Source organism: Streptomyces sp. NPDC047841 (genome assembly GCF_040704085.1).
GTDB classification, from domain to species: domain Bacteria; phylum Actinomycetota; class Actinomycetes; order Streptomycetales; family Streptomycetaceae; genus Streptomyces; species Streptomyces argyrophylli.
The window spans coordinates 89,137-103,621 of record NZ_JBEYRP010000020.1 but is presented as its reverse complement, the minus strand read 5'-3'; the positions used below and the strand labels follow the sequence as shown (position 1 = coordinate 103,621).

Here is a 14,485-nt window from a genome sequence, read left to right as displayed (position 1 = left end):
GGCGACGCCGGTTGCTGCTCGGAGCCGGAGGCTCGTCGGCGGGGGCTCGGGGTCGGACGCGCCGGCTGCTGGGGCGGAGGTGCCGGTGCCGGCCGATCGGAGGCATAACGCACCTGCCGAGCACCCCGGCAGGCGTCAGTCGGGCGTCTGCGTGCGGCGTCCCGGTTGCGGGGTGCTGCGGCGGCGGACCGCCTCGTAGGTCTCGTGCAGGGCCGCGGTCGCGGCGTCGTAGCCGCGCTGGGCGACGCCCACGAACAGGCAGTCGACGACGGCGAGCTGGGCGATGCGGCTGACGGTCGCGCCCGACCGGAAGGGCGTCTCCCGGGCGCAGGTCGTCAGCACCAGGTCCGCGCTGCGGGCGAGCGCGGAGCGGGGGACGTTGGTGAGGGCGATGGTGGTCGCGCCGCGCTCGGCGGCGGCCTGGAGCGGCTCGACGGTGTCCTCGGTCTCCCCGGAGTGGGATATCGCGAGGGCCACGTCGCCGGGTCCGAGCAGCGCCGTCGCGGTGAGGGCCGCGTGCCGGTCGGTCCAGATGAACGCCATGTGGCCGATGCGGTGCAGCTTCTGGTGCAGGTCCTGGCCGACGAAGGCGCTCGCGCCGACGCCGAAGATGTCGATCCGCCGCGCTCCCGCCACCGCGTCCACCGCACGGCCCAGGACGTCGATGTCCAGCCCGGCCCCGGAGTCCTCCAGGGCCCGCACCTCGTTGTAGACGATCTTCTCGACGATCTCGCTCAGCGTGTCGGTGGCGCTGATGTCGGTGCTCGGCATCGGGCGCTCGCCGTCGAGGGCGTGTTCGCGGGCCGCCGCGGCGGCGAGAGCGAGGCGCAGCTGGGGGTAGTTGGTGATGCCTATCGTCCGGCAGAAGCGCATCACCGTGGCCACGGAGGTGTCCGCCCGCCGGCCGAGCGCGCTGATGGACAGCTCCGACGCCTGCGCGGGATCGGCCAGGACGACGTCGGCCACCCGTCGTTCCGACGGTGCCATGGCGGGCAGTTCGGCGCGGATGCGCGCCAGGGTCCCGGCGGGGGACTCGTCCGCCGGCCGGGCCGGGGTGCGGGGTGGTTTCTGGCCGGCCATGGACCGCTGCCTCCTGGGTGAACGCCCGACTGGGTGGCGCCACAGTAACCACGCCCCGCGAGCGGCGTCAAAAATTTACGGGACTCACTCGATGACGTTACTTATTGACATCCGGAGGTCCGCCTTCTGATACTCGCTGCACCGCGATCCGCGCCGGCCACCGGTCTTCCGGCCACTGGTGACCGTTCGACGTGACGGATCCCTGGACACACGAAGGCGTGCCGCATGACAGCAGCAGTCGCGGTGGACCTGGGCAAGACCGGCTGCCGTGCCGTGCTGTGGGACGGCGCCGGCCCTGCCCGAGACGTCCACGAGGTGCCCGGCGCCCCCGGGCTCGCCACCGACGACGGGGTGACGACGGCCCGCGCCGCCGTACTCGCCGCCGTCCGGCCCCTGCTGGCGCGGGAGCCGTCCGTCCGGCCGTCGGCCGTCTGCGTGGGCGCGGCGGGAGCCGCCACCGCACCGGACGCGGCCCGTGCCCTGGCCGGGCTGCTCCTGGACGATCTGTCCGCCGAGGAGGTGGCCGTGACCAGCGACGCGGTCACCGCCCACGCCGGTGCCCTGGCCGGCCGTACCGGCGTCGTGCTCGCGATCGGCACCGGCGCGGTGGCCATCGGCATCGGGGACGACGGCGCGTACGCCCGCGTCGACGGCTGGGGTCCCTGGCTCGGCGACGAGGGCAGCGGCGCCTGGATCGGCGCCGCCGGGCTGCGGGCCGCGCTGCGCGCCCACGACGGACGCGGCCCGGACACCGCGCTGCTGGCCGCCGCGACCGAGCGCTTCGGCGACCCCGACCGGCTGCCGTCGGCCCTGGGCCGCGACGGCAACCCCGCCCGTACCGCCGCGTCCTTCGCGCCGGACGTCGCGCGCACGGCCGCGGCGGGTGACCCCACGGCCTCGGCGATCGTCCGGGACGCCGCCACGGCGCTCGGCGAGGCCGTGCTCGCCGCGGCCCGCCGGATCGGCGGCGACGGCCTCGACGTCGCCGTCACCGGCGGGCTCACCGGCCTCGGCGAACCGCTGCTCGGGCCGCTGCGCTCGGCGCTCGCCGGCTTCCCTCGCCCCCTGCGGCTGCGCCCCCCGCTCGGCGACCCGCTGGACGGCGCGTGCCTGCTGGCCCTGGACGCCCGCGGGCCGCACGAACCGCATGTCGTCCGCGTCCGGCGGACGGCCCCCTTCCCCCCTGTCCCCACCCCGCCGGTCTCCCCGCCGGCCGTTGCTTAGGAGAGAGCGTGCGCCAACTCGACCTCGTGGTGATCGTCGTCTATCTGGTGGCGATCGCCGTGATCGGACTGCGCCTGGCCGGCCGGCAGAAGACGTCGAAGGAATACTTCGTCGGCGAGGGCGGCATGCCGTGGTGGACGGTCTCGTTCTCCGTGGTCGCCACCGAGACCAGCGTGCTCACCGTCATCAGCGTGCCCGGCGGCGCGTACAGCGGACAGGGCTTCGGCAACGTCGAACTGGCCCTCGGCTACGTCATCGGCCGCGTCGTCGTGGCCACCGTACTCATCCCCCTGTACAAGCGGGGCGGCTTCGTCAGCGCCTACCAGTACCTCGGGACCAGGTTCGGGCTGAAACTCCAGGGGCTGGCGTCGGTCACCTTCGTCTTCACGCGTCTCCTCGCCGAGGGCGTGCGGCTGTTCGCCTCCGCGATCCCGATCAAGCTGCTGCTCGACGAGTTCGGCGTGCACGCGGGCTACCGCGTCATCATCATCGTGCTCACGGTGATCACCGTCGTCTACACCTACCTCGGCGGCATCAAGGCGGTCATCTGGACCGACGCCATCCAGATGGGCCTCTACCTGGGCGGCGCGGTCCTCGCCATCGCCGTCCTGTCCGGGCACGTCGGCGGCGCCGGCTTCTCGCACGCCCTGCACGCGGGCGAGTTCCGGCTGTTCGACACCGACTTCACCCTGGCGCACATCCTGACCAGCCCGTTCGCGCTGCCCACCGCGATCGTCGGCGGCGCGATCTTCGCCATGGCCAGCCACGGCTCCGACCAGCTCATCGTCCAGCGCATCCTGGCCACCCGCTCCCTGCGCGACGGCCAGAAGGCGATGATCGCCTCCGGCGTCTTCGTCACCGTCCAGTTCGCGGCGTTCTCCCTGGTGGGCGCGCTGCTGTGGTCGTACAACGACGGCAAGAGCTTCAAGGAGCTGGGCCTGAACAGCTCCGACAACCTGTACCCGAACTTCATCCTGCACGGCCTGCCGGTGGTGGTCTCCGGCCTGCTCGTGGCCGGCATCCTGGGCGCCGCCATGGGCTCGCTGTCCTCGGCGCTGAACTCCATGTCGAACTCGACCGTCGCCGACATCATCCACAGCTTCTTCCGCACGACGCCGTCCGAGGCGTCCCTGCTGAAGCTCGCCCGGGTGATGACGCTGGTGTGGGCGGCGCTGATGGCGGTCTTCGCCTGCGCGTTCAGCACCAGCACGGGCAACGTCTACCTGACCGGCCTGACCATCGCCGGCTACACCTACGGCGCCCTGCTCGGCGCGTTCCTGCTCGGCCGGATCGTCCGGCGCGCGGGCGAGGCCGACTCCGTGGTGGCGTTCCTGGTGACGGTCGCGGTGATGACGTACATCGTGCGCGAGGTCAAGATCGACGTGACCGTGGGCGGCGCCACGGTGCCGACGGCCATCGCCGCCCAGTGGCTGGTTCCGATCGGCGTGGTGGTGACCCTGGTCGTCGGCGGTCTGATGAGCCTGTTCCACCGCGCCCCCGAACCTGGGGCGGCCCGGCCGGCCGACGGCGAACCGGGCCCGGACGAGGGGCGGGTCGCGGCAGCCGTCCGCCAGGACTGATCCCCGCCCGGCAGGGGGCGGACCGGACCGGCACGCCCCCGCCGCGCGCCGGACAGCGGTCCGCACCCAACAATCCGGCCCCCTTCCTTCCACGCACGCCCCCGGAGGCACGCACCATGTCCCAGCCGCAGCGCACCGCGTCCGCCGAGCGGGCGGCGGACGGTCCCGAAGGCGCCATGCGGGTGATCGGGCTGATGTCCGGCACGTCGTACGACGCCATCGAGGCGGCCGCCGCCGACCTCACCCTGGACGGCGACACCCTGCTCCTGCGCCCCCTCGGCCACCTCTCCGTGCCCTACCCGCAGGACCTGCGCGCCCTGATCGCCGCCACGCTGCCGCCGGCCGCCACGACCACGCAGGCCGTCTGCGCGCTGGACAGCGGCATCGGGCAGGCCTTCGCGGGAGCGGCGGCGCGTGCCCTGCGGGAGCTGTGCGCGGGGGCGGCGGACCTGGTGGTCTCGCACGGCCAGACCCTGCACCACTGGGTGGAGGACGGCGTCGTGCGCGGCACCCTGCAACTCGGCCAGCCGGCCTGGATCGCCGAAGAGACCGGGCTGCCCGTCGTCTCCGACCTGCGCAGCAGGGACGTCGCCGCCGGCGGCCAGGGCGCCCCGCTGGTCGGCCTGACGGACAGTCTGCTGCTGCGCGCCCTGCCCGGCACCCCGGCGGCGCTGAACCTCGGCGGCATCGCCAACGTCACCGTCCTCGCGCCCGGCGCCGAACCGCTGGCCTTCGACACCGGCCCCGCCAACGCCCTGCTCGACGCAGCCGTACGGCACTTCACCGGCGACGGCGCCGCCTACGACGCGGACGGACGCCGGGCCGCCGCCGGGAACGTCAGCCCCGGACTCCTCCGCTTCCTGCTGGCCGACCCCTACTACCGCAGGCCCGCACCGAAGACCACCGGCAAGGAGCACTTCCACCTGCCGTACCTGCTGCGGGCGCTCGACGCCGTACCCACGCCCGCCACCGACGACGTGCTGGCCACGCTGGCCCGGCTGACCGCCGTGACCGTGGCCGACGCCTGCCGGGCCCACGGGGTCACCCAGCTCGTCGCCTCCGGCGGCGGCACCCGCAACCCGGTGCTCATGCGCATGATCGGCGAGGAGCTGCCCGGCGTGCCGGTGCGCCGCAGCGACGACCTGGGGCTGCCCTCCGACGCCAAGGAGGCCCTGGCCTTCGCCGTCCTGGGCTTCCTCACCGTCCACGGCCTGCCCGGCACCCACCCCTCCGCCACCGGCGCCGCCAGGGCCACGCTGCTCGGCAGCATCACCCCCGGCCTGGCGCCGCTGCGCCTGCCCGCCCCCGTCGCACAGCCGCCGCACCTGCTGCGGATCGTCTGATCCCATCCGAGGACCCATGACCCCCTCCGACGCCCCCTCCGCCGCCGCGCACGCGCAGGACCGGCCCGACCGCCTGGCCGAGCTGCTGTCCGCGTGCGTCGACGACCCGGCCAGGGTCACGACCGACGTTCCCCGCAGGGTCGCCGCCGCCCACGACGCCTCGCCGTACCTGTTCACCCCGCGCGCGGTGGTGCGGGCCGTGTCGGCGGCCGAGGTGGGCGCCCTGATGGCCGGCGCCCGCGCGGCCGGGCTGCCGCTCACGCTGCGCTCGGGGGGCACCAGCCTCGCCGGGCAGGCGGGTGGCGACGGCATCCTCGTGGACGTCCGCAGCGCGTGGCGCGCCGCCGAGGTCCTCGACGACGGGCTGCGCGTGCGGGTACAGCCGGGGCTGACCGTGCGGCAGGTGAACGCGCGGCTCGCCCGGTACGGGCGCCGGCTCGGCCCCGACCCGGCCAGCGAGTCCGCCTGCACCATCGGCGGTCTGGTCGCCAACAACTCCAGCGGCATGAACTGCGGCACCCGGGACAACGCCTACCGGACCATGGAGTCCCTCCAGTTCGTGCTGCCCTCCGGCACGGTGGTCGACACCGCGCTGCCCGACGCCGACGAGGCGCTGCGCGCCCGCGAACCCAAACTGCACGCGGGCCTGCTGCGGCTGCGCGACCGCGTGCGCGGCTCGGCCCGGTCCCGGGCCACCGTCGAGCGGCTGTTCTCGATGAAGAACACCATGGGCTACGGCCTCAACTCGTTCCTGGACCACGACGAACCCGCCGCCGTCCTCGCCCACCTGATGATCGGCAGCGAGGGCACCCTCGGCTTCGTCGGGGAGGCCGTCTTCCGCACCGTCCCGCTGCTGCCGCACACAGCCACCGGCCTGCTGGTGCTGCCCGGGCTCGCCGAGGCCACCGACGCCCTGCCCGCGCTGCTCGCCGCCGGTGCCCGCACCGCCGAACTCCTCGACGCGGCGTCGCTCCGGGTGGCGCAGCGGTCCCCCGACCCCGTCGACGAGGTGCGCGGCCTGCGCGTGGAGCGGCACGCGGCCCTGTTGGTGGAGTTCGCCGAGGAGGACCCCGGGCTGCTGGCGGAGCGGGTGGCGGACGCGCGGCGGGTCCTGGACCGGCTGCCCGCCGTCGGCGACACCGCGCTCGTGGGCGACCCGCGCGCCCGGGCCCGGCTCTGGCACCTGCGCAAGGGCCTGTACACCGCCGTCGCGGGCGCGCGCCGCCCCGGCACCACCGCGCTGCTGGAGGACATCGCGGTGCCCATGGACCGGCTCACCCGCACCTGCGAGGGCCTGACCGGGCTCTTCGACCGGTACGGCTACCAGGACGCGGTGATCTTCGGCCACGCCCGCGACGGCAACCTCCACTTCATGCTGACCCAGGACTTCGACTCCGCCGCCGAGGTCGAGCGCTACGCCCGGTTCACCGACGCCATGGTGGACCTCGTCCTGGACGCCGGGGGCACGCTGAAGGCCGAGCACGGCACCGGGCGGGCCATGGCGCCGTTCGTGCGCCGGCAGTACGGCGACGAGCTGTACGACGTCATGCGCGAGCTGAAGCGGCTGTGCGACCCGCACGGGGTGCTCAACCCGGGTGTGCTCCTGGACGACGACGCGAGCGCGCACCTGCGCAACCTCAAGAGCATCCCGGAGGTCGACCCCGCCGTCGACGCGTGCGTCGAGTGCGGCTACTGCGAGCCGGTGTGCCCCACCGCCGACGTCACCACGACACCGCGTCAGCGCATCGCCCTGCGGCGCGAGATCGCGCTGGCCACGGCGGCGGGGGACGAGGAGCGGCGGCGCGCGCTGGCGGAGGACTACGGCTACGCGGCCGTCGACAGCTGCGCGGCCGACAGCCTGTGCGTCACCGCGTGCCCGGTCACCATCGACACCGGGGCGGTGATGAAACGCCTGCGCGCCGAGGGGCACGGTGCGGTCGCGCAGCGCGCGGGGGACACGGTGGCCCGGCACTGGGGGACCGCCGTCAAGGCCGTACGCGCCGCCCTGAACACGGCGCACGCCACCCCCTCCCCCGTCCTGCGCACCGCGACCGGCGCGCTGCGCCGGCTGGGAGCGGGCGAGCTGGTGCCGGCCTGGAGCGACGACATCCCGCGTGGCGGCCCCGCCCGCCCCGCGCCCCACCGCCCGGCCGGAGCCCGCGCGGTGTTCTTCGCCGCGTGCATCGGCAGTCTCTTCGCCCCGGAGGACGGCGGACAGGGCAGCCCCGGCGGGGCGACCGGCGCGACCGGGGCCTTCCTGCGGCTGTGCGCGCGGGCCGGGGTTCCCGTCGCCGTGCCCTCCAGGCTGGACGGACTGTGCTGCGGCACCCCCTGGCAGTCCAAGGGGTACACCGCCGGGTACGGCACCATGGCCGCGCGCACCCTGGAAGCGCTGTGGGAGGCGAGCGGGCAGGGCCGGCTGCCGGTGGTGTGCGACGCCTCGTCCTGCACGCACGGTCTGGACCAACTGCGCGACGCCCTCCCGGAGTCCGACCGCGCCCGCTTCGCCGCGCTGCGCTTCGTCGACAGCGTGGTCTTCGCGGCCGAGCACCTGCTCCCGGCCCTGCCCGAGCCCCGGCGCCTGGGCCGCCTCGCCCTGCACCCCACCTGCTCCACGGTGCACCTCGGCATCGAGACCGCCCTGCGCACCGTCGCCGAGGCGGTGAGCGACGAGGTGACGGTCCCCGACAGCTGGGGCTGCTGCGCGTTCGCCGGGGACCGGGGCCTGCTGCACCCGGAGATCACCGCGTCGGCCGTCGCCGCCCAGGCGGCCGAGCTGAACGCGGTCACGTACGACGCGTACGCCTCCTGCAACCGCACCTGCGAACTGGGCATGACCCGGGCCACGGGGCATCCCTACCGGCACGTCCTGGAACTCCTCGACGAGGCGACGGCCTGAGGGGCGTGAGGGGGGCACGGCGTGAGAGGGCCACGGCCTGGGGGGCACGGCGTGAGGGGGAACGGCCTGGGGGCACGGCGTGAGGGGGCACGGCGTGAGAGGGCCACCGCCTGGGGGACGGCCCGGGGCGGCACGGCGGCCCCGGCCCTGCCGAGCTGATGACGGGCCGTCGACGTCGCCGCGTCGCCCCTCGGCTACCGGGACCATCGCCGGCTCGGAGCCTCACCCGCGAGGCGTGCCCGCCCCGGCCCCCTCCGGGCGACGCTTGCCCCTGAAGCCGCAGCGCCCGCCCGCAGCCCGGCACCGCCTCGCCCCAGGCGCCGCGCCCCGCAGCAAGCCGTCCACAGCACCCCGCTCGCAGACCAGCGGCGCTGCCCGGGGGCACCCGCGCCGGTGGCACCCGCGCCCCGGTCCGGTCGCACCCCACCGTGAGGCGACCCGCCCGAATTCGGCCGCACCTCACTTCCCGAGGCGACCCGCCGGGCAAGCCGCCGACACCTCGCACTCCGAACCCCTCGCCGGGCAAGCCGCCCGCACCTCACGCCCCGCGCGCTCCGCCGCGCAGTCCGTCCATGACCAGGTCGAGGAGGCGGGCGGCGCGGGGCTGCCAGTCGTCGTGGGGGTCGAGTTGCCACAGGCCCGCTATGGCGAGGAAGAAGTCGTCCGAGGTGACTCCGGGCCGGATGGTGCCCGCCTCCTCGTTGGCGCGCAGCAGGAGTTCCGCCGCGCGGGCCACCGGGGTGGGCGACGGCTTGGCGGGGCCGCCCGGCGCGCCGGTGACCTGCCGTATCGCGTCGGCCAGCCCGGCCTTGGCCATGGCGAACTCGGCGAGCCGGTCCATCCAGGCGCGCAGGGCCTCGTCGGGCGCCCGGCCGGCGAGCAGGTCCTCCGCGCTGTCCGCGACCTGCCGCATCTCGTGGCGGTAGATCTCCAGGACGAGTGACTCGCGGTTGGGGAAGTTGCGGTAGAAGGTGCCCTGCCCGACCCCGGCCTTCTTGGCGATCACGCTGAGCGGGGCGTCGGCGCAGCGCGACAGCTCGGTGAGCGCCACCTGCAGGATGCGCTCGCGGTTGCGCTGTGCGTCCGAGCGCCGGGGTGAGTCCTTCTGCTGCGGCACTCGTCCTCCTCACGGCGTGGCCGAACCTCGCCCTTGCTAAGCGGACAAGTGTCCGTTACGTTTCCCGTGACCGGACAGTTATCCGTTTAGCTTCACCATAGCGGCTGGGGCGGCCCCGCGGCAGGCGTCGGTCGCCCGCACCGGGGTCCCAGCCCCCGGCACCAAGACCGGCACAGCGCCCTGCGAACACGCCCTTCGAACCCGCACCTTCGCCCCGTCCGTCACGGCACACACCGCACGGCACACACCGCACGGCACACACCGCGCGGCACGCACCGCACGACACACCCCCCGCGCCGGGCCCCCGGCAGCCGGCCCCCGTTTCTGGAAACGCGAAAGAAGCAGCTCATGGCCTCATCGACGTCCAGTGTCATCACCCTGAAGATCAACGGCGAGAAGTACACACTGCCCGTCGACCACCGCACCACCCTGCTCGACGCCCTGCGCGAGCGTCTCGATCTCACCGGCACCAAGAAGGGCTGCGACCAGGGACAGTGCGGGGCCTGTACGGTCCTGCTGGACGGACGCCGGTCCGTCGCCTGTCTGCAACTGGCCGTGGCGGCCGAGGGCCGCGAGATCACCACCATCGAAGGCGTGGCCGACGGCGACCGTCTCCACCCCGTGCAGCAGGCGTTCCTCGACCTGGACGGCTTCCAGTGCGGGTACTGCACACCGGGCCAGATCTGCTCGGCGATCGGGATGATCGAGGAACACGCGGCGGGCTGGCCGAGCGCCGTCACCGAGGACGTCCGCCCCGAAGCGGGGCCACCACCCCTGACCGCCGAGGAGATCCGCGAGCGGATGAGCGGGAACCTGTGCCGTTGCGCCGCGTACGTCTCGATCGTCGACGCGGTGGCCCGCGCGGCCGGGGCCCGCTCGGACGAGGCCCGCGCGCACTCCGCGACGGGCGCCGAGGAGGCCGTGGCATGAGGGAGTTCGACTACCAGCGGGCGCACGACGTCGCCGGGGCCGTCGCCCTGCTCGGCGCCGATCCGGACACCCGCTACCTCGGCGGCGGCACCAACCTCGTCGACCTGATGAAGACCGGCGTCGAGCGGCCCGCGCGGCTCGTCGACATCCGCGAACTCCCGCTGGACGAGATCGAGACGACGCCGGAGGGCGGCCTGCGCATCGGCGCCACCGTCACCAACGGCGACCTGGCCGCCCACCCCGAGGTCCGCCGCCGCTACCCGGCGCTCGCCCAGGCGGTGCTGGCCGGTGCCTCCGGGCAGCTGCGCAACATGGCCACGGTCGGCGGGAACCTGCTCCAGCGCACCCGCTGCGGCTACTTCGCCGACGTCACCCAGCCCTGCAACAAGCGGGTGCCCGGCAGCGGTTGCCCCGCCATCCAGGGCGAGCACCACAACCACGCGATCCTGGGCGCCTCCGACCACTGCGTGGCCGTCCACCCCTCGGACATGGCCGTCGCCCTGACCGCCTTCGACGCCGTGGTCCGGTTCGAGACGGCCGACGGGCCCGGCCGGCTGCCGCTCGCCGACTTCTACCTGCCCGTCGGGGACACCCCGCACCGCGAGACCGCCCTGCCGCCGGGCGCGCTGATCACCGGCGTCACGCTGCCGCCCGCCCCGGTCGCCGCCCGCTCCCGCTACCGCAAGGTCCGCGAGCGCGCCTCCTACGCCTTCGCCATCGGCTCCCTCGCCGCCGCGCTCGACGTCCGGGACGGCGTCGTCCAGGACGCGCGCCTGGCCCTCGGCGCCGTGGCCTCCCGTCCGTGGCGGGCCGCCGCGGCCGAGCGGGTCCTGACCGGCGCACCGGCCACCGCCGAGACCTACGCCGCCGCGGCGGACGCCGAGCTGGCGGCGGCCCGGCCGCTGCCGCACAACGGGTACAAGGTGGACCTCGTCCGCAACCTCGTGGTGGCCGTCCTGACCGAACTCGCCGAGGAGACCGCACGATGACCGCCGTCACCACCGGAACACCCGCGCAGGCGCCCGCCGTCGGCACCGGCCACACCCGTGTCGAGGGCAGGGACAAGGTCACCGGAGCGGCCCGCTACGCGGGCGAGGTGCCCTTCGCCGGCCTCGCCCACGGCTGGCTGGTGCTGTCCACGGTCGCCCGGGGCCGCGTCACCGCCCTCGACACCGAGCCCGTCCTCGCCATGCCGGGCGTCCTGGCCGTGCTGGACCACCGCAACGCGATGCGCCTGGAGACCGACTACACCGGTCTGATGGGCATGCGTCCCGACCCGACCTGCGCGGTCTTCCAGCACGACCGGGTGCCGCACCGGGGCTGGCCGGTGGCGCTGGTCGTCGCGGAGACCTCCGAGCAGGCGCGGGAGGCCGCCGAGGCCCTCGTCGTGCACTACGAACAGGAGCCGCACGACGTCGAGTTCACCGGCGGGCGGCCGGACGCGTACCCGCTGGACGGCCACATGCCGGCGGTGACGGAGAAGGGCGACCTCGACGCCGCCCTCGCCTCCTCGCCCGTCGTCGTGGACGCCGAGTACACCACCCCCGAAGAGCACCACAACCCGATGGAGCCGCACGCGGCGACCGCCCGCTGGGACGGCGGGCAGCTGGAGGTGATCGACTCCAACCAGGGCGTCACCTGGGTCTCCGGCGAACTCGCGAACCTCTTCTCGCTCGACCCGGCCTCCGTGCGGGTGCGCTCCGAGCACGTCGGCGGGGGCTTCGGCAGCAAGGGTGTCCGCGCCCACCAGGTCGCCGCCGTGATGGCCGCGACCGTCCTGCAACGGCCCGTGCGGGTGGTCCTCACCCGGCGCCAGATGTTCTCGCTGGCCGGCTACCGCAGCCCCACCACCCAGCGCGTCCGGCTCGGCGCCGGCCCCGACGGACGGCTGCGCGCGCTGGAGCACAGCGCCGTCAGCGCCACCTCCACGGTGTACGAGTTCATCGAGCCCAGCGCCGGGGTGGCGCGGGTGATGTACGACGCCGAGGCCCACCACACCGCCAACCGCCTCGTACGGCTCGACGTGCCGACCCCGACGTTCATGCGCGCCCCGGGCGAGGCACCCGGGTCGTTCGCGCTGGAGGCGGCGCTCGACGAACTCGCCGAGAAGTGCGGGATCGACCCGGTCGAGCTGCGGCTGCGCAACGAACCGGACAAGGGCCCGGTGTCGGGCCTGCCGTTCGCCGGCCGCAACCTGGCCGCCTGCTTCCGGGAGGGCGCCCGCCGGTTCGGCTGGGCGGACCGGGACCCGCGCCCCGGGGTGCGCCGCGACGGCCGCTGGCTGCTCGGCACCGGTACGGCCGCGGCCTCGTTCCCGGCGGGCGCCGCGCCGTCCACCGCCGCCGCGACCGCGCACCCGGACGGCACCTTCACCGTGCGGATCTCCGCGGCCGACATCGGCACCGGCGCCCGTACCGCGCTCACCCTGGTCGCCGCGGACGCCCTCCAGGTGCCGCCGGAGCGGGTCGAGGTGCGCATCGGGGACAGCGCCTTCGGCCCCGCGATGATCGCCGGTGGCTCCATGGGCACCCGCTCCTGGGCCTGGGCGGTCCGGACCGCCGCCGGTGAACTGCGCGAACGGCTGGCCCTCGGCGCCGACGTCCCGCCGGAGGGGATCACCGTGCGCTCCGACACCGCCGAGGCCATCGCGGCCCTGCCGCGCGCCGAACGGCACTCCTTCGGCGCGCAGTTCGCCGAGGTCGCCGTGGACGTCGGCACCGGTGAGGTGCGGGTGCGGCGCATGCTCGGCGTCTTCGCGGCGGGCCGGATCGTCAACCCGCTCACCGCCCGCAACCAGCTGCGCGGCGGCATGATCTGGGGCATCTCCATGGCCCTGCACGAGGAGGCCCACCGGGACCGCGCCTCGGGCGGCCATGTCGGCGCCGACCTCGCCGGCTACCACGTGGCCACCCACGCCGACGTGCCCCGCGTCGAGGCCGACTGGATCGACGACCCGGACCCGGACGACCCGGTCGGCATCAAGGGCATCGGGGAGGTCGGCGTCGTCGGCGCCGCCGCGGCCGTCGCCAACGCGGTCTGGCACGCGACCGGCGTACGTCACCGCGCCCTGCCCATCCGGCCCGACCGGGTCCTGTCGGCCGCCGCGGGGGCGCCGGATGCTTGACCTGGCCGAGGAGCTGCGCCGCTGGACCGAGGAGGGCCGGGAGTTCGCCGTCGCCACCGTGGTGGCGGTCGGCGGCAGCGCGCCGCGCGGTCCCGGCGCGGCCCTCGCCGTCGACAGCGCGGGCACCGTCATCGGCTCAGTCTCCGGCGGCTGCGTGGAGGGCGCGGTCTACGACCTGTGCCGGGAGGCGCTGCGGACCGGGGAGAGCGTGGCCGAACGGTTCGGGTACAGCGACGAGGACGCCTTCGCCGTGGGGCTGACCTGCGGCGGGACGATCGACGTGCTGGTCACGCCGGTGACCGGCGACGCCCTCGTGCGCCCCGTCCTGCGGCCGGCGCTGTCGGCCGCCGCGCGGGGCGAACCGGCGGCCCTCGCCCGGGTCGCCCGGGGCCCCGCCGAACTCCTCGGCCGGGCCCTGCTGGTCCGGTCCGACGGCACGGTGGAGGGCGGTCTCGGCGGCCGTCCGGAGCTGGACCGGGTGGCGGCGGCCGAGGCCCGAGCGCTGCTGGAGGCGAGCCGCACCGGCACGGTGGAGCTGTCGGCGGAAGGCTCGCACTGCCGTGGCGGTGTGACGCTGCTGGTCGAGTCGAACGTGCCGCCCCCGCGCATGATCGTCTTCGGTGCGGTGGACTTCGCGTCGGCGCTGGCCCGGGCCGGAAAGTTCCTCGGCTACCACGTCACCGTCTGCGACGCCCGCCCGGTCTTCGCCACGCCGGACCGCTTCCCGGACGCCGACGAGGTGGTCGTCGACTGGCCGCACCGCTACCTGCGGAGCACCACGACGGACGCCCGTACGGTCCTGTGCGTGCTCACCCACGACGCGAAGTTCGACGTGCCGCTGCTGAAGGTGGCCCTGCGGATGCGGGTCGCGTTCGTCGGGGCGATGGGTTCGCGCCGCACGCACGAGGACCGCGACCGGCGTCTGCGGGCGGAGGGCCTCACCGAACCGGAGCTGTCCCGCCTCCGCTCACCGATCGGCCTCGACCTCGGCGCCCGCACACCGGAGGAGACCGCCCTGTCCATCACGGCGGAGATCGTCGCCGCCCGGCGCGGCGGAACGGGAGCGCCGCTGACCGGCGGCACGACGCCGATCCACCACGAGAGCGGACACGGGAAGGGGCACGGGGACGGCGGGCACGGGGACGGCGGGCGGGCGGCGGTCGCCTGACGGGGCCGCCCCCGGTGCCC

10 protein-coding genes are annotated in these 14,485 nt (G+C 75.2%); 8 read left to right on the top strand and 2 right to left on the bottom strand.

Annotated features, from left to right (window positions below; translation table 11 throughout):
- Positions 1–135: 135 nt before the first annotated feature.
- Positions 136–1,080, bottom strand: a complete 945-nt coding sequence (locus AB0947_RS30605; RefSeq protein ID WP_366753592.1) for a MurR/RpiR family transcriptional regulator — start codon at positions 1,078–1,080, stop codon at positions 136–138.
- A 225-nt stretch (positions 1,081–1,305) separates the two neighbouring features.
- Between AB0947_RS30605 and AB0947_RS30600 the strand changes: the two genes are divergently transcribed.
- The 4 genes from AB0947_RS30600 (at position 1,306) to AB0947_RS30585 (ending at position 8,126) form a co-directional block, all read left to right on the top strand.
- Positions 1,306–2,304 (top strand): BadF/BadG/BcrA/BcrD ATPase family protein, encoded by a 999-nt coding sequence (locus tag AB0947_RS30600; protein ID WP_366753591.1) that lies wholly within the window; start codon positions 1,306–1,308, stop codon positions 2,302–2,304.
- 8 nt (positions 2,305–2,312) lie between these two features.
- Positions 2,313–3,884, top strand: a complete 1,572-nt coding sequence (locus AB0947_RS30595) for a sodium:solute symporter (RefSeq protein ID WP_366753590.1) — start codon at positions 2,313–2,315, stop codon at positions 3,882–3,884.
- A 176-nt stretch (positions 3,885–4,060) separates the two neighbouring features.
- Positions 4,061–5,227, top strand: coding sequence for an anhydro-N-acetylmuramic acid kinase (locus tag AB0947_RS30590; protein ID WP_366753641.1), 1,167 nt, complete (start codon positions 4,061–4,063; stop codon positions 5,225–5,227).
- 16 nt (positions 5,228–5,243) lie between these two features.
- Positions 5,244–8,126, top strand: a complete 2,883-nt coding sequence (locus AB0947_RS30585) for an FAD-binding and (Fe-S)-binding domain-containing protein (protein ID WP_366753589.1) — start codon at positions 5,244–5,246, stop codon at positions 8,124–8,126.
- Between the two features lie 538 nt (positions 8,127–8,664).
- Here the strand turns inward: AB0947_RS30585 and AB0947_RS30580 are convergent.
- Positions 8,665–9,243, bottom strand: a complete 579-nt coding sequence (locus AB0947_RS30580; RefSeq protein WP_366753588.1) for a TetR/AcrR family transcriptional regulator — start codon at positions 9,241–9,243, stop codon at positions 8,665–8,667.
- 348 nt (positions 9,244–9,591) lie between these two features.
- Between AB0947_RS30580 and AB0947_RS30575 the strand changes: the two genes are divergently transcribed.
- Genes AB0947_RS30575 through AB0947_RS30560 form a run of 4 tightly spaced genes read left to right on the top strand, consistent with a single transcriptional unit; the run spans position 9,592 to position 14,465 of the window.
- The gene (locus AB0947_RS30575; protein ID WP_366753587.1) at positions 9,592–10,173 is read left to right on the top strand and encodes a 2Fe-2S iron-sulfur cluster-binding protein; all 582 of its coding nucleotides are present in this window, start codon (positions 9,592–9,594) and stop codon (positions 10,171–10,173) included.
- Entirely contained in the window at positions 10,170–11,162 is a 993-nt protein-coding gene (locus tag AB0947_RS30570; RefSeq protein ID WP_366753586.1) for a xanthine dehydrogenase family protein subunit M, read from the top strand. Before AB0947_RS30575 ends, AB0947_RS30570 begins: the two co-directional genes overlap by 4 nt.
- Complete coding sequence (locus AB0947_RS30565; protein ID WP_366753585.1) at positions 11,159–13,297, top strand: xanthine dehydrogenase family protein molybdopterin-binding subunit; 2,139 nt, start codon at positions 11,159–11,161, stop codon at positions 13,295–13,297. Before AB0947_RS30570 ends, AB0947_RS30565 begins: the two co-directional genes overlap by 4 nt.
- Positions 13,290–14,465, top strand: coding sequence for an XdhC/CoxI family protein (locus AB0947_RS30560; RefSeq protein ID WP_366753584.1), 1,176 nt, complete (start codon positions 13,290–13,292; stop codon positions 14,463–14,465). Before AB0947_RS30565 ends, AB0947_RS30560 begins: the two co-directional genes overlap by 8 nt.
- Positions 14,466–14,485: the final 20 nt, after the last annotated feature.